Origin of the sequence: Tateyamaria sp. Alg231-49 (assembly GCF_900143535.1) — a bacterium.
In the GTDB taxonomy this organism is placed as follows: Bacteria; Pseudomonadota; Alphaproteobacteria; order Rhodobacterales; family Rhodobacteraceae; genus Tateyamaria.
This window is the reverse complement of record NZ_FRFA01000005.1, coordinates 18,714-43,048: the sequence shown is the minus strand read 5'-3', so window position 1 is coordinate 43,048 and position 24,335 is coordinate 18,714. Positions and strand designations below refer to the sequence as shown.

The following is a 24,335-nucleotide window of genomic DNA, read 5'->3' as shown; positions in this document are numbered from 1 at the left end:
CAGGTTACGGATCAAGATGCAGTGCAGCTGCATGACAAGAGGAGAACGACACCACATGGCTGGCAATACGGGCGGCCCCTGGGGGGGCGGCGGAAATTCAGGCGACGGTGATGATGGACGTGGCAATGGCCCACGCCGTCCTGACCGGAACAATGGCGGGCAGCGTCCCGGCAACGAGGGTCCGCAAATCCCAGAAATCGATGAACTGGTCAAAAAGGGCCAGGAACAACTGCGCGTTCTGATGGGGGGGCGCGGTGGCGGCTCCACAGGTGGCGGTAGTGGTGGCGGCGGTGGTGCTGGCCCATTCCTGACACGCGGTACGATTGGCATCGCCCTTGTGGCGGCAATCGTGCTCTGGGGGCTGGCGAGCTTTTATACTGTGCGTCCCGAAGAAAAATCGGTCGAACTATTTCTCGGCGAATTTTCGAGCATCGGTGAGCCGGGTCTGAACTTTGCCCCTTGGCCGGTTGTCACAGCCGAGGTGATCGCGGTCACCACGGAACGTACCGAAGAGATTGGTGTGGGTCGTCAGGGCTCGGACGCTGGTCTGATGCTGACGGGTGATGAAAACATCGTCGACATCGACTTTCAGGTGCAGTGGAACATCAACGATCCAAGCGCCTACCTGTTCAACCTGCGTGACCCAGAGCAAACCATTCGCGCCGTATCCGAATCCGCTATGCGCGAGATCATCGCACAATCCGATCTTGCGCCGATTCTGAACCGGGATCGCGGTGTGATTGGTGACCGGTTGCAGGACCTGATCCAGTCCACGCTCGACAGCTATGACAGTGGCGTTAACGTCATCCGGGTGAACTTTGACAAGGCTGACCCGCCCGTCGAGGTGATTGATGCCTTCCGCGACGTTCAGGCGGCGGAACAGGAACGGGACCGTTTGCAAAACGTGGCCGATGCCTACGCCAACCGTGTTCTGGCTGAAGCCCGTGGTCAATCCGCACAGCTTCTTGAAGAAGCCGAAGGGTACCGCGCCCAGCAGGTCAACCAGGCCGAAGGTGAGGCGTCCCGCTTCTCTGCCGTTCTGGGAGAGTATGTTAAGGCGCCGAATGTGACCCGCAAGCGTCTTTATCTGGAGACGATGGAGACTGTGTTGGGTCAGATGGACAAGATCATTCTGGATGAGTCTGCCGGTGGTGGAGGGCAGGGCGTTGTACCGTACCTGCCGCTCAATGAACTGCGCCGTAACACGGGAGAATCGAACTGATGCGTCGAGCAACTTATTTACTGCCGATTATCGTGATCCTCGCAGCCATTGGTCTGTCTTCGATCTACATCGTGGACGAACGTGAAAAGGGGTTGGTCCTGCAGTTTGGCCGCGTCGTCGCCGTCAAAGAAGAACCAGGGCTCGCCTTCAAAATCCCACTGATCCAAGAGGTCGTCCGCTATGATGACCGCATTCTTAGCCGCGATATTGACCCGCTTGAGGTTACACCGCTGGATGATCGTCGTTTGGTCGTGGACGCTTTTGCTCGTTACCGGATCGTGGATGTGAACCAGTTCCGGCAGGCTGTTGGTGCCGGTGGCATCGCCTTTGCTGAAGATCGTCTTGATTCGATCCTGCGCGCGGAAACGCGGGAAGTGCTGGGTTCGGTGTCTTCCAACGACATCCTGAGTTCTGACCGGGCAGCGCTGATGCTGCGTATCCGGAACTCGGCCATTGCCGAGGCCAATGCGTTGGGTGTCGAGATCATCGACGTGCGTCTGAAGCGGACGGACTTGCCAACGGAAAACCTCGACGCGACCTTCGAGCGGATGCGGGCAGAACGTGAGCGTGAAGCGACGGACGAACGCGCCCGCGGTAACGAGGCCGCTCAGCGTGTCCGTGCCCAAGCCGACCGGACGGTGGTTGAACTGGTATCGGACAGCGAACGTCAGGCCGAGATCATTCGTGGTGAAGCAGATGCCCGCCGCAACGCGATCTTTGCCGAAGCTTTTGGTGCGGACCCGGAATTCTTTGAATTCTACCGTTCCCTGACGGCGTACGAACGTGCGCTGAAAGGTGAAAACTCAACAATGGTCATGTCGCCTGACAGCGAATTCTTTAACTACCTACGCTCCGATCAGGGATCGCGCAGCGTCGAAGGTGACTGATGGCCTGGGTGCTGCTTGCCCTTGGGCTTGTGATGATTGTGGAGGGGCTGGCCTATGTGCTGGCCCCTTCGCTCATTGAGCGCGTGCTTGAAATGCTGCGCACTTTGCCGCTGCCGGTTCGACGACAGTTTGGTGCACTGGTGTGTGTCTCGGGTCTGATTTGCCTATTGCTGGCCTTTTTTTTGGGTCTTTAGCCCATCGATCTTCACGCAGTGGTAACGCAGTATTGAAACGTTGCCGATCAAAGCCATCTTTAATGTTGCAAGCATGCAACCCTACATGCACCCTGTGCGCAAGGTCGTACGAATGTGTGCAAACGGGCCAAAACCGGCCAAGTGACGTTCCAGGAGAAACCTGATGCAAAGACAGGCAATCGCTATTTCAAAGCAGTTACCAAACCAAAATATGATGCGGGCCTTGTGGCTAGGCGTCCTCGCGCTCGCCTTCGTGCTGGTGCAGGCCGTGATGGCACATGCCCGCCCCGAGAGCCTCGCGCCTCTGGCAGAGCAGATCAGCCCATCGGTGGTCAACATCACCACGTCGACGGTTGTAGAAGGGCGTACGGGTCCGCAGGGCATTGTCCCCGAAGGCTCTCCATTCGAAGATTTCTTTCGCGAGTTTCAGGACCGCAACGGGCAAGGCGACCGCCCCCGTCGTTCGTCGGCACTTGGTTCTGGGTTTGTGATTTCGGAAGATGGGTTCATCGTCACCAACAACCATGTGATCGAAGGCGCTGACGAGATCCTGATCGAATTTTTTAACGGTGATGAGCTGGAAGCCGAGTTGATCGGCACGGACCCCAACACCGACATCGCACTGCTGAAGGTCGAGGCCGACGGTCCGCTGCCGTTTGTCCCGTTCGGCGACAGTGATGGTGCGCGCGTTGGTGACTGGGTGGTTGCGATGGGCAACCCGCTGGGTCAGGGATTTTCCGTGTCCGCTGGTATCGTTTCGGCACGTAACCGCGCGCTCAGCGGAACATATGATGACTACATCCAGACAGACGCGGCCATCAACCGGGGCAACTCGGGCGGCCCATTGTTCAACATGGACGGTGAAGTAATCGGCGTGAACACCGCGATCTTGTCGCCTAATGGTGGTTCCATCGGTATCGGATTTTCGATGGCATCCAACGTGGTGACCCGCGTTGTAGATCAGCTGCAAGAGTTCGGCGAAACCCGCCGTGGGTGGCTGGGCGTACGCATTCAGGACGTGACCGAGGACATCGCCGAGGCGATTGGTCTTGAGCCTGTTGCAGGTGCTCTGGTGACCTCCGTTCCTGAAGGTCCTGCCATGGAGGCGGGCATGCAGGACGGTGACGTGATCCTGAGCTTTGCGGGCGTCGACGTTGAAGACACACGTGGACTGGTTCGCCAGGTGGGCAACAGCCCCGTGGGCGAGACTGTGCGCGTCGTTGTGTACCGCGATGGTGAGACTGTCACCCTGCGTGTGACGCTGGGCCGTCGTGAAGAGGCTGAAGGCGCTGTGCCTGCCGCTGTTGAGGCGCCGGACGGTGAACCGGAAGGCCCCGTGACGCGCGATGTTCTTGGTCTTACACTTAGCACATTGACCGAAGAAATGCGCACCGAACTTGGGCTTGATGATGATCAAGACGGGCTGGCAGTCATGGCCGTGGATGAGACCAGCGAAGCTTATGAAAAGGGCTTGCGCGCAGGCGATGTGATCACCGAAGCGGGTCAGCAAAAAGTGACATCCATCTCAGATTTCGAGACGCGGCTCGAAGAAGTTAAGGACGCCGGACGCAAGTCGCTACTGTTGCTTGTGCGGCGGGGTGGTGACCCACGCTTTGTCGCGCTGAGCCTCGAAGAGTAGCCAACGCTTTCATTGAATTGGAAAAGGCGCCCCTTACCGGGCGCCTTTTTTATTGTGGCGGATGAGATGTAAGGCGCACCTGGGGTGCGCTGGGTCAGGCGTCGGTGTCCCGAGGCACGGCAATCAAACCCAATCGGCGCGCTGTCGCCACGGACAGCGTCTTGTTCTCAATCCCCTCATCACGCTGATAGCGCTGGACTGCGTCTTTGGTTGCATTGTCCAGCTCACCTGTGACTGGTCCGCGATAATAGTCACGGGCGCCAAGGGCGCGTTGCAAAGACGAGACAAACTCAGGCGTGAGATCGGCAGCACAAGGTATTTCGTGCCACGTGGCTTCGCGTGGCTTGACCACTTCCTGATAGGTTTCATCCTTGTAGACGGGTGCCGCTTGAATCCGTCCATCGCTGCTGATCTGGGCTGGTTGGAGCAGCACTTTGCGGGTGACCGTTTCTACAATCGCCGGGCTGACGGTCTTGTCCCAGCATGTGCCGGGCTCCGCCCCGGGTGGGGAGGTCGCCAGCGATACGGGATCAATGTTGGAAGAGGTAACAGCTGCGTTTTCGGCGCAGGCTGTCACGAATAGGGCTGCCGCGAAGGCAGAAAGACAAGGTATGGATCGCATGCTCGGGCCTCTGAGTGGGCTTTTTTGTCAGCATAGCGTCGGGCCTGTGGCCTGCCTAGTCCCGCATGTGGTGGAGTGTGTGTGCTGTTGCCTTGCTGCCAGAAGGGGAGCAGGCGGGTTGATGCTCTATTTGCGTCCGTCCCATGTTTCGGTTCGTGCCTCGGCCGCCATTTGTCGGCCCGTGTCCTCAGCCAGAAGTTGGTCGAGCAGGGACGAGATATCCTCAATCTCTTCGGCTAGCACGTGCGTAACACTGTGCGCCTGCTGCATCCGCCCCGTCACCCGTAGCATCCGGCCTGCCACCACGGCCCGGCGGAAGCGTTCGTAGATGTGCCGCCAAACGATGATGTTGACCACGCCAGTTTCATCCTCAAGCGTGATAAAGATCACGCCCTTGGCGGTGCCTGGACGCTGGCGCAGGATCACAAGGCCCGCAACCGCAATGCGCGCGTTGACGGGCGGTGCGTTCAGATCACATGCCCGCAGGCAGGATGGGGGGCGCGGCCAGTCGCGCGCCGATGTGCCCGGCGGGGGAAGGGTTATATTTTGGGCAACACGCATGAGAACAAAAATAGAACATATGTCTTAGATCGCAAGTGTAAAAGGGTCTGTGTGCAAAAGGGGCTGGCGGGGCGAAAAAGGGATCGCTAGAACCACGCAAGGCGACAAAACCGAAGGGGCACATTTCATGGCCAAGATTACATATATCGAACACGGCGGCACCGAACATGTGGTGGACGTGGCCACTGGCCTGACGGTGATGGAAGGTGCGCGTGACAACAACATCCCCGGCATCGAGGCCGATTGTGGCGGCGCTTGCGCCTGTTCAACTTGCCATGTCTATGTGGCTGCCGACTGGGTCGAAAAACTACCTGCCAAGGACGACATGGAAACCGACATGCTCGACTTTGCCTATGAGCCGGACGAGACTAGATCGCGCCTGACCTGTCAGTTGAAAGTCACTGATGCGCTGGACGGCCTAATCGTGCAGATGCCCGAAAAGCAGATCTGATCTTGGCCCGGGCGCCGCGTCTGCTGTTGCGCCTATTGAACGGCACCGCCCGCGGCGCGCTGCTGGCGGTGTGCCTTTGGCTCGCGGTGCCCGGTGGCGCGCAGGCCGACACCATTGCATCGGCGCGTTACACTGAGCCTACCGACAGATATGCGCATGGGGTCCTCGGAGACGCCATCGAGTGGGGTGCGCTTGAGCTCACCCTCACAGACGGGCGCATATCGACATTCACCCTGCCCATCGATCATGTGTTCGAAGACGTGGCCCCGCGTCTGGCCGATCTGGACGGTGACAATTCCCCCGAAGTGATCGTTGTCGAATCTGACGTCAATGCTGGCGCGGCTTTGGTGGTCTATGGGCCGTCAGGCAAGATCACCGAGACCCCGCATATAGGCACGCGTAATCGCTGGCTTGCTCCCATAGGGGCTGCTGACCTCGACGGGGACGGTGTTGTGGAGATTGCCTTTGTTGACCGTCCCCATCTGGCCAAAACTCTGCACGTCTGGCGCTATCAGGCGGGCACCCTGAGCCAGGTTGCGACGCTCAGAGGTGTGACCAATCACCGGATCGGAGAGGCAGATATCGCTGGCGGTATCCGCACTTGCGCAGGCAGCCCCGAGATGATTGTAGCGACCGCCAACTGGGCGCAGCTGGTTGCCATCACATGGATGGCCGACGGGTTCGAAACGCGCGCCATCGGCACCGACACCTCACGCCCTGCCTTTGCGCGGGCCATGGAGTGCGCTGACTGACGCAAGCCCTGCGCATTTCCAGACTGCGGAAACCTCCGACAGCAGACTATCAGGCGAGATGATGTTCAGGGTTTGAGCGCGCGCCAGCCAATGTCGCGCCGGCAAAAACCGTCAGGAAAGTCGATCGCGTCCACCATGTCATAGGCTTTTGCCGCCGCTTCCTGAAGGGTGGTCCCGCGTGCGGTCACGTTTAGGACACGCCCACCAGACGCTGTGATAGCGCCGCTTTGCGCCTTTGTTCCGGCGTGGAACACCATCTGGCTGCTGGTTTCGGGCAATGCGTCCAGCCCCCCGATCACAGCGCCCTTATCGTAAGAACCCGGATAGCCATTGGCCGCCATCACCACAGTCATGGCATGATCGTCCGCCCAGTTGACCTGCGCTTCGGCCAGTCGCCCTTCGGCTGCAGCATGCATCAGATCAAACGCTTGCGCTCCCAGACGCATCATCAGCACCTGACACTCCGGATCGCCAAAGCGAACGTTGTATTCCACCAGTCGCGGCGCGCCGTCCTCGATCATCAATCCGGCATAGAGCACCCCCTGGTAGGGCATCCCGCGCCGCGCCATCTCGGCCATGGTGGGCCGGATGATCTCGTCGAGGGCGCGAGCCGCGATAGCTTCGCTCAAGACCGGGGCCGGGGAATAGGCGCCCATGCCGCCGGTATTGGGGCCAGTGTCGCCTTCGCCGACGCGCTTGTGATCTTGGGCGGTGCCAATGGGTAAGACGTCCGCGCCATCGCACAGGACAAAGAAAGACGCCTCTTCGCCAGTCATAAATTCTTCGATCACCACTTCGGCACCTGCGCCGCCAAACGCGCCGCCGAACATGTCGTCGATTGCGGCATGGGCCTGCGCCACGGTTTCGGCGATGATGACGCCTTTGCCTGCGGCCAGTCCGTCGGCCTTAACGACAATGGGCGCACCCATTTCAGACACATAAGCCCGCGCTGCAGCGGCATCGGTAAAGTGGCCGTAGGCCGCGGTGGGTGCATCAACAGCGGCGCAAATCTCTTTGGTAAAGGCCTTGGAGGCTTCGAGCTGTGCGGCCGCCTTGCTGGGGCCAAACACCAGTACGCCCGCATCGCGCAGCCGGTCCGCCACGCCAGCGGCAAGGGGCGCTTCGGGGCCGATGATGACGAAATCTATGGCTTCTTCTTCGACAAAGGTAACCACCACGCCGCCGTCGCTGATGTCGAGGTTAGCGCAATCTGCAATCGCAGCGATTCCGGCATTGCCTGGGGCAACCACCAACCGGTCGCATTTAGGGTTTTGCAGGACGGCCCAAGCCAGAGAATGTTCGCGGCCACCGCCGCCCAAAATCAGAATGTTCATGGGCGCACTCCTTGGCCTTTGTCTTCTCGCGTTCTAAGCTGCACAGGCGATGCACACAAGGACAGCCCATGGACCTTCTTGACGATCCTGTACCGGGATCCAACACGCCGGAATTCTCGGTCTCGGAAATCGCGGGTCGGGTCAAAAAGCTGATTGAAGGTGAACTGGGCTGGGTCCGGATCAAGGGCGAGGTTGGCCGCGTGGTTTTGGCACGCTCGGGCCATTTGTATTTCGATCTCAAAGACGAACGCAACGTGCTGTCCTGCATGACTTGGAAGGGGCAGGTGCCCGAGCTTGGGACGATGCCCGAAGAGGGGATGGAGGTTGTTGCCGAAGGGCGTATGACGGCTTCCGGTTTTCAGTCCAAATTCTCGCTTAACGCCCAACGCATCGCCATTGCGGGCGAGGGCGCGCTGATGGCCCTGCTTGAAAAACGCAAGAAAGCGCTGGCGGCGGAAGGGTTGTTTGATGCCGAACGCAAAAAGCCGCTGCCTTATCTGCCCGAAGTGATTGGGGTTGTGACCTCGCCCCAAGGGGCAGTCATTCGCGATATCTTGCACCGTTTGCGGGATCGGTTCCCACGTAAGGTTCTGATCTGGCCTGTGGCGGTGCAGGGTGCCGCGTGTGCGCCAGAAGTGGCTCGCGCAATTGAAGGTTTCAACGTGATGACGCCTGGTGGAGCGATGCCGCGCCCGGATTTGTTGATTGTGGCCCGAGGCGGTGGATCGGTCGAGGATTTGTGGGGCTTTAACGAAGAAGTTGTGGCCCGCGCCGCTGCGGCATCAGATATTCCGCTGATCTCTGCTGTGGGGCACGAAACGGACACGACGCTGATTGACTTTGTGTCCGACCAGCGCGCGCCGACGCCAACTGCGGCTGCCGAAATTGCAGTACCTGTGCGCCATGAACTGGCCGCATGGGTTGAACAGGCGGGCGGGCGCATGGCGGCGAGCCTGAGCACGAGCCTGGTGCGCCGCACCCAGCGTTTGCGCGATCTGGCACGCGCACTGCCGCGCCCGGATGCTCTGGTCGAGGGGCCGCGCCAGCGTTTGGACGTGCTTGGTGACAGGCTTGGCCCGGCGCTGATTGCCGGAGTGCAGCGCAGACGCGTACGGCTGTCGGATGTTTCGGGTACGTTGCGCCCCGCCGTATTGACCCGTCAGATGCGCAGTGAACAGCAAAGGCTGAACACGATGTCGGACCGGTTGGCCCCGGCTTTGGCGCGAATCGCGGCACGCAGGCGCGAACAGCTTGAGGCCCGCGTTGCGCGCTTTGCCCCACGCTTGTTGATACAGGACACCGATCAGGCGCGCGCGCGTTTTGACGCTGTGCGAGGTCGGCTGCAGGCCATAGGCACGCACCAGATTGAACAATTGCGCGCGCGACTGGATGCCATGGACCGGCTGCGCGAAACGCTGAGCTACAAGGCGACGCTTGCACGCGGATACGCAGTGGTGCGCGGCGGGGGCGAGATTGTGACCACGCGGGCGGCCGCCGAAACCGCAACGGCCCTCGAGATCGAGTTTGCAGATGGACGTCTCAAACTTGGCGGCACGACTCAACCCAAGGCCAAGTCCAAACCGCCAGAGCAGGGATCCCTGTTTTAGGGCGCCTTAAACCCCGATTTTCGGCCCAAGGCAGATCATCTCTTCGCCAACGTCCTGTGCCTCATAAAGTTCCTGGCTGTCAGGATTGTTCTCAAACGTCGCAACAAGCCCGGAGGATCCGCGTTCGAACGTCCAGCACTGTGGATCGATGCGGTCTTCGTAGACGAAGCAGATACTGGTACCCTCGTTGTACCAGTGCCCTTCTTTGCACTCCCCATCGAGGAAGGACCATGTCACTCGGCGGTTTTCATGATAGATTTCAGCGCCATACGCGGCGCCTTCACGTCCATAGTACAACGTCTTTCCCGTCACGTAGGCCTCGAACTCGGCCGCTGACATAGGGTTTGCGGCTACCGCAGAAGCAGAAGACAACACGGCAAGAAAAGACTGGATCATTCGCATAGGCGCATCCTGACAGAGCGCGCCAAAAGGCACCAGTCGCAAGCGCGTGATCATGGGATCGCAGGCTCCAATGGGCTGTTTTCCACAGATCGTCGTTTCCGCCACGCGGCAACACGCTGGTCCATGACCCGGCGCCACAACGATGGAACCAGCGCGATCATGCCCATAACAGGTAGCGAGCGGGGCAGCATCGGCATCGTCTCTGCATCCAACTCAAGTTGGGGATAGGCCCGGCCCGGCTGGGTATGGTGCGCAGAGTGGCGTGGCGCGTTTAACATCATCGCGGATGAGTACCAGTGGGGGGCGTTCCATGAGTGCTGTGGTCCCATCTTCTCGCGGCTCCCGTCGGCTTGCATCTGCCGTTCCAGCCCGTAGTGCTGCACATAGTCCGACAACATCAATTGTATCTGGGCATAGACCGCGATCGCGATAACGCCTGCCACACCCGAAACGCCCCCAAGTGTGAAGGCCACGGCAAGCGTGATTATGGCTCCGGCAATGTACCCGACATATGGCGCGGGCCAGCGTACTCCTGCATAGCGCTGACGCTCTGCTCGCAGTCCTGCTCGAAAACTGCCCGCCCATGTGCGTGGCAAGTAGGCCCAGAAACCCTCGCCACCCCGCGCTGTTGCGGGGTCTTTAGGCGTTGCGGCGTGCACGTGATGCACCAGACGATGTGCGCTGGTGTGATGGCCGAACAGGAGGCTGGCATAGTTCGCTGCCCCCAATCGAAAGGCCCAGCGGTCTGCACGGTGGATCAATTCGTGCGCATTGGCGTTCGAGATCTGTCCAAAATAGAGGCCGCAGCCCACGATCAGCAGTACCTTGTCGAGCAATGGCAGCGGGCCATTCATGGCCCAAGCAGCAGCGCCCAACAGAATAAAGTGCAACACGCCCAGAACGACAGACAGGCAGTGCCCGTTCGCGTCAGAAATAGGCGCGACCCGCCCGATCTTGTCGAGGCTAAAAACCACAACCGTAATCGCCAGAATGGCACTGCCTGCCCACACGCCCCCAAAGACACACGCCGCCAGCAAAAGTCCGGCGGGCGTGCACGTCGCTACCACAAAAGGCAACAGGCGTAACATCAGGCAGAATCGCTCCTTTTTTGTTGCGCGCAGACTACCACGGGAGGCTTGTGTGCGTCTTAGCCGAGGTATTGGTGCACCCATTGGTGTCCCATGCGCGCCACAGTGCCGCGCATCGGCGCGTGCTTTGCGCATTTTGGGGTCGCTTTTGGGCTCAAGACGCGGTGCCGCCGCTGATATGTTCGCGGTGAAATCGGGCCAAGGGAGTGCGGCATGGCGCTGGATCGTGTGGAAAAGGGCAAGGGTGTCTGGAAATCCGGCAAGGGCAAGGGCCGAGTGCGTCCCAAAGGCCGCGCGCTGGAAGATCAGGCGTGGGACGAGGTCAACGCTCTTTTGGGGGATCAGGAACGCCGCGCCGATCTGCTGATCGAATTTCTCCACCTAATTCAGGACGCCTATGGCCACCTGAGTGCTGCCCATCTGCGCGCGCTCGCCGAAGAGATGCGCATGAGCATGGCCGAAGTTTACGAAGTCGCCACGTTTTATGCCCATTTCGATGTGGTCAAAGAAGGTGAGGCGCCACCGCCTGCGCTGACCATCCGGGTCTGCGATTCCCTGTCTTGTGAATTGGCGGGGGCGCAGGCGCTCAAGGCCGCTCTTGAGGAGGGGCTGGATTCAAGCGAAGTCCGTGTTCTGCGCGCGCCCTGCATGGGGCGCTGCGACACGGCGCCGACCTTGGAATTGGGTCACAACCATATCGACAACGCCACGGTCGAAAAGGTCCACGCAGCCATCGCAGCAGGCGATACGCATGCGCATGTCCCGGACTATGAGGCTTTCGATGCGTACCGTGCAGGCGGTGGCTATGCCACGCTGCTTGATCTGCGAAAAAACGGCGACTGGGAAATCACTCTCGACACCGTTCTTTCTGCGGGACTGCGCGGGCTGGGCGGTGCAGGTTTCCCTGCTGGCAAAAAGTTAAGGTTCGTTCGCGCCAATCCGGGCCCACGTTATCTGGCCGTGAACGGGGATGAGGGCGAGCCTGGAACATTCAAGGACCGGTACCACCTCGAACGGCGGCCACATCTGTTCCTTGAAGGGATGCTGGTTGCGGCTTGGGCCGTCGAAGCAGAGCGATGCTATATTTATATGAGGGACGAATACCCCGCAGTACTGGACATCCTGCGTCGCGAAATTGCGGCTTTGGAAGCTGCTGGACTCGCTGAACCGGGATACATCGACCTGCGTCGTGGGGCTGGCGCGTATATCTGCGGTGAAGAAAGCGCCATGATCGAATCCATCGAGGGCAAGCGCGGCCTTCCACGCCACCGCCCTCCATTCGTGGCGCAGGTCGGGCTGTTTGGACAACCGACGCTGGTGCACAATGTCGAAACGCTGCACTGGGTGACACGCATCCTGCGCGAGGGCCCTCAGATCATGTCCGATGTCCAGCACAATGGACGTGTGGGATTGCGCAGCTATTCGGTGTCAGGTCGCGTGAAAACGCCGGGCGTTTATGAGTTGCCCGCGGGTTCGACCATCACCGAAATTATTGCGGCCGCCGGAGGAATGGCTGATGGGCACGTGTTCAAAGCCTACCAGCCGGGTGGCCCGTCCTCTGGGCTTTTGCCCGCTACGATGCACGACATCCCTCTGGATTTTGACACGCTGCAACCCCATGGCACCTTCATCGGCTCAGCGGCGGTCGTGGTCCTGTCGGACCAGGATCGCGCGCGGGATGCCGCGCTGAACATGCTACGGTTCTTTGAGGATGAAAGCTGTGGGCAATGCACGCCCTGCCGTGTGGGGTGCGAAAAGGCGGTCAAGCTGATGCAGGCGGACACGTGGGATCAGGGGCTGCTGGGCGAACTGTGCACAGCCATGACAGACGCGTCGATCTGTGGGTTGGGGCAGGCCGCACCGAATCCTATCAAGCTGGTGATGCAGCACTTTGAAGACGAAATCTGATTGTAAAGTGTCGGCGGCTTGCCACCTGAGAGGGAATCGGCGCGAGAAACATTGAATTTTTTTGCCTAACGCAAGGTAAAGGTGGATTTGGTTGCAAATAGGCGAAATTTCGCCTATCTTGATTTCAGCGCAGATACTCAATCGGCGTAATTAGTAAAAGACAGTTGCATCACAGGCGAACGCGATTTGCGCAATGGGCCTAGTGCCCGCCGCTGCCGCACTTCTCAAACTGGTCGGACTTTCACCGGCTATCTGCTTTGAGGGCGTACGGTCGCACATGCCAGGGTAACGCATCATTTCGGGCCACGTGGTCCGCAGGGTAACCAGTTCCCAAACGCGCAAGGGTCACAGCCCTTGCGCGTTTTTCCGTTTGGTCATGCTCTGTGGGTCCATCTGCGCACAACAGATCAGCGTGCTCAGATATCTGGCCCCTGTACCTTATATGATCTGGTGCGCGACGCTCGCGGGCAGATACGGCCTTTTCCAGCACGTCAAAGCGCATTAGGTGAAGGCGTAAGCGGAGGCACCATGGCATTTTTCAAGAAACTCAAAGACCGTTTGTTCAAATCCTCATCCAAGCTGGATGAAGGGCTCGAGGCGATTGTCGAAGATGGCGGTGTCGAAGAGGCGCTGCCTGTTGATGATGCATCTAACACTGCTACTGACGCGCCTGTTCCGGAAGTAGCGTCCACGCCTGAACCCACCGCGAAACCCGTACAAGACCCAATCCCCGCGCCAGCACCTGAACAGGTTCGTGACCCGGTGCCGGAACCGGAACCAACGCCCGAGCCTGAACCAACCATAGCTCACGAACCCGAAAAGATTCCCGAGCCCGAGCAGGCTCCTGAACCTGACCCAGAGCCTGCCGCCTCAAAGGAACCTGAGTGGTCACCGCCACCTGTTCCTGAGCATGATGTTCCACCGCATCCGATGCCTGCAGCCAAAGAGGAACCTGAAGAGGTGCCCGCACCCGAGCCCCGGGACGTGCCAGCGGATGTGCCTGCCATTCCACCCGCAGCACAGCCCGAGCCCGCCCCAGCGCCGTTGAAGGTGAAGCTTGACGCATCCCCCTTAGAGGACGTTGAACCTGCAAGCAGTGCACAGGCACCATCGCGGGGCATTTTGGGGCGCCTTCTTGGCCGCAAAGACTCAGCGCCGGTGCTGCGCCGCACGCTGGATGACGACATGCTCGAGCAACTCGAAGAGTTGTTGATCGCAGCAGACATGGGCGTGGACACAGCTCTGCGGGTAACGGCCAATATGGCCGAAGGGCGCATGGGCAATAAGCTGTCTGTTCAGGAAATCAAAGAACTGATGGCCAGCGAAATCGCGCGGATTATGGAGCCTGTGGCCAAGCCGCTACCGCTCTATCCGCAAACGCCGCAGGTGGTTCTGGTTGTGGGCGTCAACGGGTCGGGCAAAACCACGACCATCGGCAAACTGGCCAGCCAGTTCCGGGCCGCTGGTAAGTCGGTGGTCATCGCCGCAGGTGATACGTTCCGCGCCGCTGCCGTTGAGCAGTTGCAGGTGTGGGGCACGCGGGCAGGGGTGCCGGTACTCACCGCGCCCGAAGGGTCTGATCCCGCCAGCCTCGCCTTTGAAGCCATGACACAGGCGCAGGCCGATGGTGCCGACCTGCTGATGATCGACACCGCCGGGCGTTTGCAAAACCGCGACGATCTGATGGAGGAACTGGCCAAGATCGTGCGCGTCATTCGCAAGAAAGACCCAAGCGCGCCCCACAATACACTATTGGTGTTGGACGCGACGACAGGGCAAAATGCACTCAATCAGGTTAAGGTGTTCCAAGAGGTCTCGGATGTGTCCGGCCTTGTGATGACAAAACTGGACGGCACTGCAAAAGGGGGTGTGCTGGTGGCCCTTGCGGACAAGTTCGGCCTGCCGATCCACGCCATTGGGGTGGGCGAACAAATCGATGATCTCGCTGCATTCGACCCCGAAGACTTCGCTGCCGCGCTCACAGGCCTCGACGCTGAATGACGCGTCTGTCTTCTCTGATTTCAAAAAATCCTCGGGAGGCCCGCAGGGCGGGGGCAGACAGCCCCCTCATCGGCTGACGTGACGGACTGGCTGATCAGCATCGAGGGAACGGAAACGGGGCATCAGGTGGCTCTGTTCCTCGCAATCCTTGCCGCCTTTTTGCACGCGGTTTTCGGCGCGCTGCAAAAAGGCCGACACGATCCTTGGCTGACAAGGGGTGCGATCGACGCCTCTTACGGGCTCATGGCTGCACCCTTTGCGCTATTTGTCGTGCCTTGGCCCGAGCCGCACATGTGGCCGATCTTTGCAGGCGCTTTCGTCATCCACGTGATCTACAAGCTGCTGCAGGCGTGGGCCTACACCAAGGGTGCATACACGGTGGTTTATCCGGTAGTACGTGGCACGGGGCCGCTCTTTGCTGTGATTGGTGCCTACTTGCTGTTCGGAGAGTTGTTTACGCTCACTCAATGGTTTGGCGTTGCGGTGCTGCTGTCGGGTATCTTCGGGCTTGCGGTCTACAACCTGATTTTTTTGACGTCCGAGCGGGATACTTTGAACGCGGCCCTTGGGCTTGCGGTGCTGACCGGGCTTTTCGTCGCGCTCTATACGACCTACGACGCCTACGGAATCCGGGCCACCGAGAACCCGTTCACCTTTCTGGCATGGTTTTTCATGATCGACGGAATTTTCATGCCGCCGATTGCGTATATGCGGTGGCGTCGTATGGACAATCCACCCAGTCTGCCGCCTCTGGCGCTGCGCGGACTCATTGGCGGGTTCGTAGCGTTTTTCAGTTTTGGCGCGATCATGTTGGCAACACGGCTCGACAAAGTGGGTGAGGCGGCGGTGCTGCGCGAGACATCGACTGTCTTTGCCGCCATTATCGGTTGGCTGGTGCTGAAAGAAACGGTAGGACCACGCAGAATTGCGCTGATGGCCCTGATCGCGCTGGGTGCTGTGATTGTGGAACTGGGCGGGTAACAAAGGGCAGAGCATGGACAAAGCACGCGACATCAACCCGATCCTTAAGCAGGTCTTGGAACTGGGCCCGCCGGTGGTCTTTTTTCTGATCTATCTGCGCATACGGGATGAAACCTATACCTATGCAGGCACCGACTATTCGGGATTCATCGTTGCCACTTTGATCTTCGTTCCGATCCTTCTGGTGGCCATCGCGGTGCTTTGGGCCCTCACCGGTAAACTCAGCCGGATGCAGATTTTTACTGCCTTTATGGTGATCTTCTTTGGCGGGCTGACAGCTTGGTTCAATGACGAACGGTTCTTCAAGATGAAGACCTCGATTGTCTATGGGGTCTTTGCGCTGCTTTTAGGCATCGGCCTGCTGCGTGGCCAAAGTTGGCTGGCCTATGTGTTGAATGACGCCATGCCGATGCGTCACGAGGGATGGATGATCCTCACCCGGCGCCTTTGTGCGATGTTCGCGGCTCTGGCAGTCGCCAACGAAGTGATCTGGCGCACCATGTCGACAGATGCGTGGGTCAAGATCGAAACGTTCGGCTTTCCGATTGCGTTGGTGGCCTTCCTGTTTTGGCAGATTACAGCGTTGCAATCCTACCTGATTGAGGAAGGCGACCCACCCGAAGCGCCGCAATAACTGCGTTCCAGGGGTGGGTGAGAGGTAAGGCGGAGGTGTCCTCCGCCTTGGCCTTATCCGACGTGGAACAAGGTTGAGAACATGCGTGGATCGATGCTGTCACTGGCGAATGTATCACCTTCGGTCAGTACCGAGACAGCATCATGGCTGTGCAGGCTTTCCTGATGGCTGGCCACCACGCGGAAGTCACCCACGCGCACATCTGCCAGCAGCTGCTCGCAAAACAACCGGGCCGCATCTTCTACAAAGATCGGATTGGCGGCGTTCAACTCGGCAAAGGCCTGTTCATCCTCGCGCTTGACCATGACTTGAGTCTCAGTTGGGACCGCACGACGACATGCTTCGATCAGGTCCTCAAACCATAAGCATTTGGCGTCATCGTCCAAAACCACAGACACCCGCGCAACAGATCGCTGGGAATGGGGTGTCGCCAATTGACCGCGTGTTACGCGGGCATGCTCACTCAGTTCCAGCGAACAGGGGCAAGTTGACGAATAGACATAGTCCAGATGCATGATCTTTTTGCGCACGCCTGCCTGTTCAACCAGTTCCAGAGCGATGTCGTAGTACTGATAGCCAGAAAGGCCCGAGCGCAAGCTGTCGATTTTCATCGGAAAGCTGAACCGCATCTGAATGCGCGCGTCAAAGCTTTCGAGGTCTGATTTATAGTCATCCAGTGCCGCCTCGATCACTTCAAAGCTGAAAGTCTCTTCGGCGTATTGATAAAACGAACGCATGATCCGGGACATGTTGATGCCCTTCTTGTCGGCCTCAAGGCTGACAGTGCCGGTTACGGACGTCTCGAGCGTCAGCGCATCGCCACCGCGGGTTTGCACGCGCAGCGGCAGTCGGAAGTTCGAAATCCCCACGTGCTGAATTTGCTGCTTTGCTCCGCGGATCAGGCTGGATGGGCCGTTCTGCAGGTCGGGCAGGGTATCTTTGTATCCGTCATTTACGGCAAAATCTGACGGGTAGTCCCGCGCAAGGGATGGATAGTCGACCGCGTCGCCTCCGGGCACAAGCCGTGCCACGGAAGGGTCGAGTTCCAGAATATCGGTTGTAGAGGCGGATTTGGCCCAGCGGCGCAGCAGATCCAGTGCGGCTTCGGCCTCGTCACGTTCGGGTATTGCAGTAATATCGGGCGTATGAATGTTCATAGAAGTAGCCCCCCTTTCTTGTCTTCGTGGACAGCATGTAAGCCGCCCACCGCGTATGTCCAACAGTGCTAACGAATACGTGCGCACTTGCAACATGGATGACAATTAGGCCGACATACTGACAGATTGCGGCATTGGGCACCAAATTGACGCCCAAACTGCATTATTTTGCTTGATCAAGAGCTTGCAGAATGTCCGCACGCAAATCCTGTGCATCTTCCAACCCCACCGACATGCGCACAAGGCCAGGCGTAATGCCAAGGATATCCTTTTGGTCCTGCGGCAATCGCTGGTGCGTGGTTGTAGCCGGGTGGGTCAGGATCGATTTTGCGTCTCCCAGATTGTTCGAAATCACCGGGATCGTCAGCGCGTTTAGGAATTTGAACGCAGCCGCCTGACCATCCTTCAGATCAAGTGACAGAACCGTGCCGCCTTGGCCGCCCATCTGCGCCTGCACAAGCGGGTGTTGGGCATGGGTGTGATGGCCGGGGTAAAGAACCCGTGCCAGTGCGTCGTGGCCTTGCAGCGCATCCGCCAGCGCCAGCGCCGTTTCAGCCTGCGCGCGCACCCGCATATCCAGCGTTTCCAAACCCTTGAGCATCACCCAGGCGGTAAATGGCGACATCGAACCGCCAGTGTGTTTCATGTAGGGTTCAACCGTTTTACGTATGAAATCGCGCGTCCCAAGGATGATCCCGCCAAGGGCACGCCCCTGTCCGTCAATGTGCTTGGTCGCCGAATAGATCACCACATCCGCACCCTGCGAGATGGCGTTCGAAAAAACCGGGGTGGCAAACACGTTGTCCACCAGAACAGTTGCACCCACTGAATGGGCCATGTCAGAGACAGCTGCGATATCCACCACTTCCAAAGTTGGGTTCGAGATAGATTCAAAGAACACAGCTGTGGTTTCGGGTGTGATCGCCGCCCGCCATTGATCCAGATCGGTGCCGTCTACAAAGACCACCTCGACCCCATAGCGCGTCAGGATTTCTTCCAGCACATAAAGACAGGACCCAAAGAGCGCGCGCGCCGACACAACACGGTCGCCACTCTTGAGCATTGCCGTCAGGGCTCCGGATACGGCTGCCATGCCTGAAGCTGTGGCAAAACCGTCCTCGACCCCTTCCAGCATCGCGATACGTTCTTCGAACATCCGCACCGTGGGGTTGCCATAGCGGGCGTAAATGAACTCATCCTCGCCTGCGGCCTCGAACCGCTGAGCAGCAGCCTCGGCACTGTCGTAGACGAAGCCTTGGGTCAGAAAAATCGCTTCGCTGACTTCTCCATATTGGCTGCGGCGCGTGCCACCATGCACAGCGCGGGTGCGCGGGTTCCATGTATCGCTCATGAGCATTGCTCCATATTCACAGGGCCTGAAGTCGGGGTCAGGCCACAAAAAACCCCCAGACGCGGCCAAGCGAAAGGGGGGCTTTCATCCTGACCTTTTAGCGGAGTTTTCCAACCAGCCTTTCGGTGAAAGGCGTTGGGGTGGCCCGCAATCCGGTAACAAATCGCCACATGGCATGGGGTACGATCAGAAGTGTTGCACGTCAACACCGTCACGGTGCTGTAACCTAAATTTCATCTGCAAGTCATATGTCTGATCCATCGTGGCCCCACTAGATGTGGTAGGAGGCGTTGAAATGCCGATCCTGAGACTGAATGCAGGGCCCGGAGGTCTGACAGTGCATGGCTCGCCCGCCGCCGCTTTGCCTGCGGTCAGAAACGCTGCGCGCGGAACTGGTCCCATAATGGTGCTGATCCACGGTTTTAAATACGATCCCGAGGACACGGTCTTTTCACCGCACACTTCGATTTTTGGAACTGAAACGCGCCATCAAAAAGATGGTAACGTTCAGTGGTTGCGGCATCTGGGCTTTTGCAGCGGGAACGCAAACGAAGGGCTTGCCATCGCCTTTGCTTGGCGGGCGCGGGGCAATCTTTGGCGGGCCGAGAGTTCTGCGCGTGTGGCGGGACGACACCTTGCAGAAGTGATTGGGCTGATGCGGCGCGCGGCGCCCAATCGTCCGATCCATGTGATCAGCCACTCCATGGGGTCGGAAGTGATTTTTGAGGCGCTGCAAACGCTGCCGGACAATGCCGTGCAACGCATCATCGCCCTTTCGGGCGCCACATATGCCATTCGCGCGGTCGACGCGATGCAAAGCCCGGCAGGGCGCGCAGCCGAACTGTTCAATATCACCAGCCGCGAGAACGACATTTTCGATTTTATATATGAACGCCTGATTGCGCCCCCGGTTGCAGGGGATCGGGCGATGAGTATGGGGCTTGCGCTGCCCAATGTCGTCAATATGCAACTCGACTGTGCTCGCACCTTGGCTGCCCTTACACGATTTGGCGGGCATGTCGCACCGCCCGCGCGGCGGATGTGCCACTGGTCCGGCTACACGCGCCCAGGCGCGATGCGCTTTTACGGCCATTTATTGCGCAATCCACAGGCGGTTCCTTTGCTGGCGCTGCAACAGGTTCTGCCTGACGCAGCAGCGCCGCGCTGGTCACGTATGTTTGCGCCTCCCAAAATGACGCGGCCCTTGCCCATGGCGCAGAAAAGAGCATCATAACCCCCTGACATCTCCGGGAGTTCCAAATGATCGATCTTTATTTCTGGCCTACGCCGAACGGGTGGAAAGCCTCGATTGCTCTGGAGGAGTTCGGGCTGCCCTACACGACCCATCTGGTTAATATTGGCAAAGGGGATCAGTTCAAACCGGACTTTCTCAAGATTTCGCCCAACAACCGGATGCCCGCGATCACGGACCCCGACGGGCCAGACGGTGCACCGATCTCGATCTTCGAATCCGGCGCGATCTTACAATATCTGGCGCGCAAGACTGGCAAGTTTTGCGGTGCGACAGAACGGGAGCGGGTCGCCGTGGACCAATGGCTGATGTGGCAAATGGGGGGCGTCGGCCCGATGGCGGGGCAGGCGCACCATTTTCTGAAATATGCGCCGCAAATGGGGCACGACATCGCCTATGCCAAGGATCGCTATCGCAATGAAACGGGGCGTCTTTACGGAGTTTTGGATCGCCAGTTGGCCCAACATGAATTTGTAGCCGGCGACTATTCCATCGCTGATATGGCGATCTGGCCTTGGGCGTCATTGTGGGAAGGGCAACAACAAACCCTTGAAGACAAACCGCACCTTGCACGTTGGTTGGAAGCGGTGGGAGCGCGCCCCGCAGTTCAGGCTGGCCGTGCGCTGCATGCAGAGTTGCGAAAAGAGCAGCAGGACAAAAAGGGACAGGACACGCTGTTCAAGCAAAAGAACTAAAGCGAAGATCCTAACGAGCGTTTCAACCAAGACTTTCGTTCAAAATATCTTAACCATTCAAACGCCTTACCCGCTCGCCGCAACCCGGCTATGCAGGAATGGCATTGGTATTCTGCGCTGCAGCATCCTATTTATGTCTCATCGGGAGGACGAGTTTTCAAACCGAAAAGAGGCACACGATGGCATTCGTAACAGACACACACAGCTCCACATTTTCGAACATCTGGACCAACATCAGCGGCTTTTTCACTATGGTCGGGCGTGCGATGGCCATGTCTACCGCAAACGCTGCAGAAGCACGTTTTCGCCAGATCGAATTGCTGAATGCAAAAACTGATGAAGAACTGAAGGTTATGAACCTGCGCCGCGAAGACATCCCAACATACGTCTTTCGCGATATGATGCATCTCTGATCTACCTACCAAAGCCCGGGCAACCCTCGGGCTTTTTGCTCATCAACGCTTGCGACGCCGTGGTGTCGCTTGACACCTTACGCCCGGCCCTTCAACGGTGGGCGCAATGTTAGACCTGCGACCCATCGGATACGTGATCGGCCTGCTTGTTGCGATGCTCGGGCTTGCAATGATGGTTCCGCTGTTTCTTGATCTGACGGACGGTAACGGACATTGGGCCGTCTTCGCCGAAAGCGGTATAATCACGCTGGCCGTGGGCGGGATCATCGCCCTGAGTTGTTCCAACAGCGTCGGCGAAGGTTTGACAATCCAGCAGACCTTTTTGCTGACCACCGGCGTTTGGCTGGCGCTTCCCATTTTTGGGGCCTTACCCTTTTACTTCGGCGCGACCGAAGCGCGCTTTGTCGACGCGTTCTTTGAGGCGATGTCGGGCCTCACCACTACCGGCTCCACTGTCTTTTCCGGGCTCGAAGAGTTGCCCCGCGGTCTGCTGCTGTGGCGCGGGATCCTGCAATGGCTAGGCGGCATCGGTATCATCGTTGTGGCTATGGTGTTTCTGCCCGAACTGCGGGTCGGGGGTATGCAGATTTTCCGGACCGAAGGTTTTGACACGATGGGCAAAATCCTGCCCCGTGCCACGGAAATCGCCAGCCGGATTTCGGTGATCTATGTCGGCCTGTCGCTGATCTGTGCGCTTGCTTATGTGAGCGCGGGGATGAGCCCGTTTGATGCCGTTGTGCACGCCATGACGACAATCGCGACCGGCGGATTTGCCAATTACGATGCCTCTTTTGCCGCCTTTAACCCGGCGGTGTCTTATGTGGCCTGCCTGTTCATGATCCTTGCCGCCTTGCCATTCGTGCGGTTTGTACAACTCAGCGCAGGCACGGCGCGCCCCTTGCTGCGCGACACGCAGATCCACGTATTTCTGGTTACAGCTGTTATAATCGTCTCGCTGATCACTGGCTGGAACCTGTTGCAGTCAAACGCCAGCGGAGAAGAGGCGTTACGCCTTGCAATGTTCAACTCCGTGTCGCTGATGACGGGCACCGGTTATGCCAATGCTGATTATAATCAATGGGGCAGTTACGCGATTGCCGTGTTGTTCTTTACGGGTCTCATTGGCGGCTGCGCGGGCTCGACCGCCTGTTCGATCAAGATATTTCGCTACCAGTTGCTGTTCGCCTCAATCAAAACCCAATTGCAAAAAACCCGCAGTCCGCATGGTGTGTTTACCCCCCGCTATGCCGGGCGGCCCGTGGGTGACGATGTCCTGAACTCGGTCATGTCATTCTTCATGTTTTTTACTGTGACCTTGGGCATGTTGTCGGTCGCACTGGCGATGACTGGCCTTGATTTCGTGACCTCCCTTTCTGGTGCTGCCACCGCCCTTGCCAATGTGGGCCCTGGTTTCGGAGATGAGATCGGCCCGGCTGGCAACTTTGCTGGCCTCAATGATACAGCCAAATGGCTGCTCGCTGCTGCCATGCTGATCGGCCGTCTGGAATTGATGGCTGTCTATGTTATTTTCACTGTCGGTTTCTGGAGAGCCTGATGACCCAAACGCGCCCACTTGGTGCCCAGATTTCCCATATGCTCAAGGATCGCGGGGTCGATGTGATCTTTGGCATTCCGGGCGTGCACAATCAGGAAATGTACCGCGGCATCGAAGAGGCCGGGATCACCCATGTGCTGGCGCGTCATGAACAGGGTGCGGGGTTCATGGCCGATGGCTATGCGCGCGCCAGCGGCAAGCCGGGTGTGGCTTATGTGATTACGGGGCCGGGCCTATGCAACATCATGACGCCGATGGGGCAGGCCTATTCGGACAGCGTCCCGGTGCTGGTGATTTCGTCCTGTCTCGATGAAACGGTGGCGACAAGGGGGCAGTTGCACCAAATGAAGGACCAGCGCGCAGCGGCAGAAACGGTGTGCGACTGGTCCGAAGAGGCGCGTTCAGCCTCGGCCGCGTACGCCCTGATCGATCGGGCATTTGGTGAATTTGAAACCACCCGCAAACGCCCCAAGCATATTCAGGTGCCCATCGCCCAGTTGCAATCGCAGGCGCCTACTGGCTGGGACACTGAGCGCAGCGTGACGGGTACCCTGAACCCGCCCCACCATGACGTCGCCAAAGTGTTTGCCGACAGTCTGGCGGCGGCGCAAAAACCCATTTTCGTGGTCGGAGGCGGTGCCGTTTCCGCTGGCGGACCGGTTGCCGAAGTGATCCGCAAATCCGGGGCTGCGTCCTTTGCGACATATGCGGGCCGGGGCCTGATTTGCGATGATCCGCTGCACTTTGGTGCGTATCTGCCCCGACCCGACAGTGCCGCCATATTTGCGCAGGCAGACCTTGTTGTTTCGGTGGGTACCGACCTGGCCGAGGTGGATTTGTGGCGCGATGAGTTGGGTGCGACTTGCGCCCATATCCGTATCAACACGGATGATGAAGTGATCGCAAAACTCGGGGCGGGTGATTCTGGTTTCAAGTGCGACGCGGGACTGTTTTTTGACGCCGTTCTCGATCTGATGACCCAAGAAGGGCACAGCACTTGGAAGGCTGAAGACATCGCTGCATCCCGCGCCCACTGGCGCGCTGAAGTCGATGCAGAACGTCCCGGCATCGTCCCGGTGTGCGATGCGCTGCGTGACTGTGTGCCTGAAGGCACCATGATCTACTCCGACATGACGCAATTGGCCTACACCGCCAAGGAAGTTTGGGACATGGACCGCCCCGGACATTGGCATCACCCCACGGGCTTCGGCACTTTGGGTTATGCGACCCCGGCAGCCATTGGTGGGGCCGTGGCCCGGCCCGGCCTGCCAACTATGGCGATCATCGGAGATTATGGCTTTCACTACACGATGGCGGAACTTGGCGTTGCCGTGGAGCTCAAACTCCCGCTTCCCATCATCCTGTGGGACAATACAAAGCTGGGTGAGATCGAAGACAGCATGGTGCGCGCTCAGATCGCGCCCAACGCGGTGGTTGCCCACAATCCGGACTTTTGCAAACTTGCGGAGGCTTTTGGCGCCATGGCGGTTGCACCAACGTCGCTCAATGACATGCAAGACGTCGTTAGCGCCGCCTTTGACGCGGATGGCCCGACCATCATCTATCTCACGCCTGATATCTTAAACGCATCCTAAAGGCTTTGCCTGACCCAAAATACTGTGGGGAAGG

The 24,335-nt window shown here is 58.9% G+C and carries 23 protein-coding genes; 16 read left to right on the top strand and 7 right to left on the bottom strand.

The annotated features are described in order from the left end of the window. Nucleotides 1-55: 55 nt before the first annotated feature. From hflK to DHN60_RS09130, 4 genes are all read left to right on the top strand, one after another. Nucleotides 56-1,222: an FtsH protease activity modulator HflK gene (hflK, locus tag DHN60_RS09145; RefSeq protein WP_108837000.1), complete on the top strand. Its 1,167-nt coding sequence runs from the start codon at nucleotides 56-58 to the stop codon at nucleotides 1,220-1,222. Then, the gene (hflC, locus tag DHN60_RS09140; RefSeq protein WP_108836999.1) at nucleotides 1,222-2,109 is read left to right on the top strand and encodes a protease modulator HflC; all 888 of its coding nucleotides are present in this window, start codon (nucleotides 1,222-1,224) and stop codon (nucleotides 2,107-2,109) included. The genes hflK and hflC overlap by 1 nt, the downstream gene beginning before the upstream one ends. Continuing rightward, the gene (locus tag DHN60_RS09135) at nucleotides 2,109-2,303 is read left to right on the top strand and encodes a DUF2065 family protein (RefSeq protein WP_108836998.1); all 195 of its coding nucleotides are present in this window, start codon (nucleotides 2,109-2,111) and stop codon (nucleotides 2,301-2,303) included. Before hflC ends, DHN60_RS09135 begins: the two co-directional genes overlap by 1 nt. 163 nt (nucleotides 2,304-2,466) lie before the next feature. Further along, nucleotides 2,467-3,942, top strand: a complete 1,476-nt coding sequence (locus tag DHN60_RS09130) for a DegQ family serine endoprotease (RefSeq protein WP_108836997.1) — start codon at nucleotides 2,467-2,469, stop codon at nucleotides 3,940-3,942. A 94-nt stretch (nucleotides 3,943-4,036) separates the two neighbouring features. Here the strand turns inward: DHN60_RS09130 and DHN60_RS09125 are convergent, their stop codons facing one another. Together DHN60_RS09125 and DHN60_RS09120 are read right to left on the bottom strand one after the other, a co-directional pair. Continuing rightward, a complete protein-coding gene (locus DHN60_RS09125) occupies nucleotides 4,037-4,564 on the bottom strand; it encodes a peptidoglycan-binding domain-containing protein (RefSeq protein WP_108836996.1) in 528 nt (175 codons plus the stop codon). A gap of 126 nt (nucleotides 4,565-4,690) precedes the next feature. Further along, nucleotides 4,691-5,125, bottom strand: a complete 435-nt coding sequence (locus DHN60_RS09120) for an OB-fold nucleic acid binding domain-containing protein (RefSeq protein ID WP_108836995.1) — start codon at nucleotides 5,123-5,125, stop codon at nucleotides 4,691-4,693. Nucleotides 5,126-5,252: 127 nt separating this feature from the next. On the opposite strand from DHN60_RS09120, the gene DHN60_RS09115 reads away from it, so the two are divergent. Together DHN60_RS09115 and DHN60_RS09110 are read left to right on the top strand one after the other, a co-directional pair. Further along, nucleotides 5,253-5,576 carry a 2Fe-2S iron-sulfur cluster-binding protein gene (locus DHN60_RS09115; RefSeq protein ID WP_108837269.1) on the top strand — a complete coding sequence of 108 codons (324 nt, stop codon included), beginning with the start codon at nucleotides 5,253-5,255 and terminating at the stop codon, nucleotides 5,574-5,576. Between the two features lie 2 nt (nucleotides 5,577-5,578). Next, nucleotides 5,579-6,328 (top strand): VCBS repeat-containing protein, encoded by a 750-nt coding sequence (locus DHN60_RS09110; protein ID WP_306415987.1) that lies wholly within the window; start codon nucleotides 5,579-5,581, stop codon nucleotides 6,326-6,328. Between the two features lie 65 nt (nucleotides 6,329-6,393). Here the strand turns inward: DHN60_RS09110 and purD are convergent, their stop codons facing one another. After that, complete coding sequence (gene purD, locus DHN60_RS09105; protein ID WP_108836994.1) at nucleotides 6,394-7,662, bottom strand: phosphoribosylamine--glycine ligase; 1,269 nt, start codon at nucleotides 7,660-7,662, stop codon at nucleotides 6,394-6,396. 68 nt (nucleotides 7,663-7,730) lie between these two features. Between purD and xseA the strand changes: the two genes are divergently transcribed. Continuing rightward, on the top strand, nucleotides 7,731-9,269 hold the full coding sequence (gene xseA, locus DHN60_RS09100; RefSeq protein ID WP_108836993.1) for an exodeoxyribonuclease VII large subunit: 1,539 nt from the start codon (nucleotides 7,731-7,733) through the stop codon (nucleotides 9,267-9,269). A 6-nt stretch (nucleotides 9,270-9,275) separates the two neighbouring features. Here xseA and DHN60_RS09095 read toward each other — a convergent pair whose 3' ends face one another. Both DHN60_RS09095 and DHN60_RS09090 read right to left on the bottom strand, forming a co-directional pair. Then, nucleotides 9,276-9,725: a hypothetical protein gene (locus DHN60_RS09095; protein WP_306415986.1), complete on the bottom strand. Its 450-nt coding sequence runs from the start codon at nucleotides 9,723-9,725 to the stop codon at nucleotides 9,276-9,278. Further along, nucleotides 9,722-10,759, bottom strand: a complete 1,038-nt coding sequence (locus tag DHN60_RS09090; RefSeq protein WP_306415985.1) for an alkane 1-monooxygenase — start codon at nucleotides 10,757-10,759, stop codon at nucleotides 9,722-9,724. Before DHN60_RS09090 ends, DHN60_RS09095 begins: the two co-directional genes overlap by 4 nt. Nucleotides 10,760-10,972: 213 nt before the next feature. Here DHN60_RS09090 and DHN60_RS09085 point away from each other — a divergent pair, with 213 nt between their 5' ends. The 4 genes from DHN60_RS09085 (at nucleotide 10,973) to DHN60_RS09070 (ending at nucleotide 16,283) form a co-directional block, all read left to right on the top strand. Next, nucleotides 10,973-12,667 carry an NAD(P)H-dependent oxidoreductase subunit E gene (locus tag DHN60_RS09085; protein WP_108836992.1) on the top strand — a complete coding sequence of 565 codons (1,695 nt, stop codon included), beginning with the start codon at nucleotides 10,973-10,975 and terminating at the stop codon, nucleotides 12,665-12,667. Nucleotides 12,668-13,195: 528 nt separating this feature from the next. Then, on the top strand, nucleotides 13,196-14,668 hold the full coding sequence (gene ftsY, locus DHN60_RS09080; protein ID WP_108836991.1) for a signal recognition particle-docking protein FtsY: 1,473 nt from the start codon (nucleotides 13,196-13,198) through the stop codon (nucleotides 14,666-14,668). 78 nt (nucleotides 14,669-14,746) lie between these two features. Beyond that, nucleotides 14,747-15,649, top strand: a complete 903-nt coding sequence (locus DHN60_RS09075; RefSeq protein WP_108836990.1) for an EamA family transporter — start codon at nucleotides 14,747-14,749, stop codon at nucleotides 15,647-15,649. A gap of 13 nt (nucleotides 15,650-15,662) precedes the next feature. Beyond that, a complete protein-coding gene (locus tag DHN60_RS09070; protein ID WP_108836989.1) occupies nucleotides 15,663-16,283 on the top strand; it encodes an inner membrane-spanning protein YciB in 621 nt (206 codons plus the stop codon). Between the two features lie 53 nt (nucleotides 16,284-16,336). On the opposite strand, the gene folE2 is transcribed toward DHN60_RS09070, so the two are convergent. Both folE2 and metZ read right to left on the bottom strand, forming a co-directional pair. After that, the gene (gene folE2, locus DHN60_RS09065) at nucleotides 16,337-17,440 is read right to left on the bottom strand and encodes a GTP cyclohydrolase FolE2 (protein ID WP_108836988.1); all 1,104 of its coding nucleotides are present in this window, start codon (nucleotides 17,438-17,440) and stop codon (nucleotides 16,337-16,339) included. 163 nt (nucleotides 17,441-17,603) lie between these two features. Then, a complete protein-coding gene (gene metZ, locus DHN60_RS09060) occupies nucleotides 17,604-18,791 on the bottom strand; it encodes an O-succinylhomoserine sulfhydrylase (protein ID WP_108837265.1) in 1,188 nt (395 codons plus the stop codon). Between the two features lie 295 nt (nucleotides 18,792-19,086). Here metZ and DHN60_RS09055 point away from each other — a divergent pair, with 295 nt between their 5' ends. The 5 genes from DHN60_RS09055 to DHN60_RS09035 all read left to right on the top strand — a co-directional run bounded on the left by DHN60_RS09055 (nucleotide 19,087) and on the right by DHN60_RS09035 (nucleotide 24,301). Continuing rightward, nucleotides 19,087-20,025, top strand: coding sequence for a DUF726 domain-containing protein (locus tag DHN60_RS09055; protein WP_108836987.1), 939 nt, complete (start codon nucleotides 19,087-19,089; stop codon nucleotides 20,023-20,025). Nucleotides 20,026-20,051: 26 nt separating this feature from the next. Further along, nucleotides 20,052-20,738 (top strand): glutathione S-transferase N-terminal domain-containing protein, encoded by a 687-nt coding sequence (locus tag DHN60_RS09050; RefSeq protein ID WP_108836986.1) that lies wholly within the window; start codon nucleotides 20,052-20,054, stop codon nucleotides 20,736-20,738. A 179-nt stretch (nucleotides 20,739-20,917) separates the two neighbouring features. Further along, nucleotides 20,918-21,151 carry a hypothetical protein gene (locus DHN60_RS09045; RefSeq protein ID WP_108836985.1) on the top strand — a complete coding sequence of 78 codons (234 nt, stop codon included), beginning with the start codon at nucleotides 20,918-20,920 and terminating at the stop codon, nucleotides 21,149-21,151. 106 nt (nucleotides 21,152-21,257) lie between these two features. Continuing rightward, entirely contained in the window at nucleotides 21,258-22,706 is a 1,449-nt protein-coding gene (locus tag DHN60_RS09040) for a TrkH family potassium uptake protein (protein WP_108836984.1), read from the top strand. Continuing rightward, nucleotides 22,706-24,301 carry a thiamine pyrophosphate-binding protein gene (locus DHN60_RS09035; protein ID WP_108836983.1) on the top strand — a complete coding sequence of 532 codons (1,596 nt, stop codon included), beginning with the start codon at nucleotides 22,706-22,708 and terminating at the stop codon, nucleotides 24,299-24,301. Before DHN60_RS09040 ends, DHN60_RS09035 begins: the two co-directional genes overlap by 1 nt. The last annotated feature ends 34 nt before the right edge of the window (nucleotides 24,302-24,335 follow it).

Bases quoted from the DNA above. Each gene is read 5' to 3' on its own strand.
- hflK (WP_108837000.1), top strand. From the start codon at position 56: ATGGCTGGCAATACGGGCGGCCCCTGGGGGGGCGGCGGAAATTCAGGC.
- hflC (WP_108836999.1), top strand. From the start codon at position 1,222: ATGCGTCGAGCAACTTATTTACTGCCGATTATCGTGATCCTCGCAGCC.
- DHN60_RS09135 (WP_108836998.1), top strand. From the start codon at position 2,109: ATGGCCTGGGTGCTGCTTGCCCTTGGGCTTGTGATGATTGTGGAGGGG.
- DHN60_RS09130 (WP_108836997.1), top strand. From the start codon at position 2,467: ATGCAAAGACAGGCAATCGCTATTTCAAAGCAGTTACCAAACCAAAAT.
- DHN60_RS09125 (WP_108836996.1), bottom strand. From the start codon at position 4,564: ATGCGATCCATACCTTGTCTTTCTGCCTTCGCGGCAGCCCTATTCGTG.
- DHN60_RS09120 (WP_108836995.1), bottom strand. From the start codon at position 5,125: ATGCGTGTTGCCCAAAATATAACCCTTCCCCCGCCGGGCACATCGGCG.
- DHN60_RS09115 (WP_108837269.1), top strand. From the start codon at position 5,253: ATGGCCAAGATTACATATATCGAACACGGCGGCACCGAACATGTGGTG.
- purD (WP_108836994.1), bottom strand. From the start codon at position 7,662: ATGAACATTCTGATTTTGGGCGGCGGTGGCCGCGAACATTCTCTGGCT.
- xseA (WP_108836993.1), top strand. From the start codon at position 7,731: ATGGACCTTCTTGACGATCCTGTACCGGGATCCAACACGCCGGAATTC.
- DHN60_RS09095 (WP_306415986.1), bottom strand. From the start codon at position 9,725: ATGATCACGCGCTTGCGACTGGTGCCTTTTGGCGCGCTCTGTCAGGAT.
- DHN60_RS09090 (WP_306415985.1), bottom strand. From the start codon at position 10,759: ATGTTACGCCTGTTGCCTTTTGTGGTAGCGACGTGCACGCCCGCCGGA.
- DHN60_RS09085 (WP_108836992.1), top strand. From the start codon at position 10,973: ATGGCGCTGGATCGTGTGGAAAAGGGCAAGGGTGTCTGGAAATCCGGC.
- ftsY (WP_108836991.1), top strand. From the start codon at position 13,196: ATGGCATTTTTCAAGAAACTCAAAGACCGTTTGTTCAAATCCTCATCC.
- DHN60_RS09070 (WP_108836989.1), top strand. From the start codon at position 15,663: ATGGACAAAGCACGCGACATCAACCCGATCCTTAAGCAGGTCTTGGAA.
- folE2 (WP_108836988.1), bottom strand. From the start codon at position 17,440: ATGAACATTCATACGCCCGATATTACTGCAATACCCGAACGTGACGAG.
- metZ (WP_108837265.1), bottom strand. From the start codon at position 18,791: ATGAGCGATACATGGAACCCGCGCACCCGCGCTGTGCATGGTGGCACG.
- DHN60_RS09055 (WP_108836987.1), top strand. From the start codon at position 19,087: ATGCCGATCCTGAGACTGAATGCAGGGCCCGGAGGTCTGACAGTGCAT.
- DHN60_RS09050 (WP_108836986.1), top strand. From the start codon at position 20,052: ATGATCGATCTTTATTTCTGGCCTACGCCGAACGGGTGGAAAGCCTCG.
- DHN60_RS09045 (WP_108836985.1), top strand. From the start codon at position 20,918: ATGGCATTCGTAACAGACACACACAGCTCCACATTTTCGAACATCTGG.
- DHN60_RS09040 (WP_108836984.1), top strand. From the start codon at position 21,258: ATGTTAGACCTGCGACCCATCGGATACGTGATCGGCCTGCTTGTTGCG.
- DHN60_RS09035 (WP_108836983.1), top strand. From the start codon at position 22,706: ATGACCCAAACGCGCCCACTTGGTGCCCAGATTTCCCATATGCTCAAG.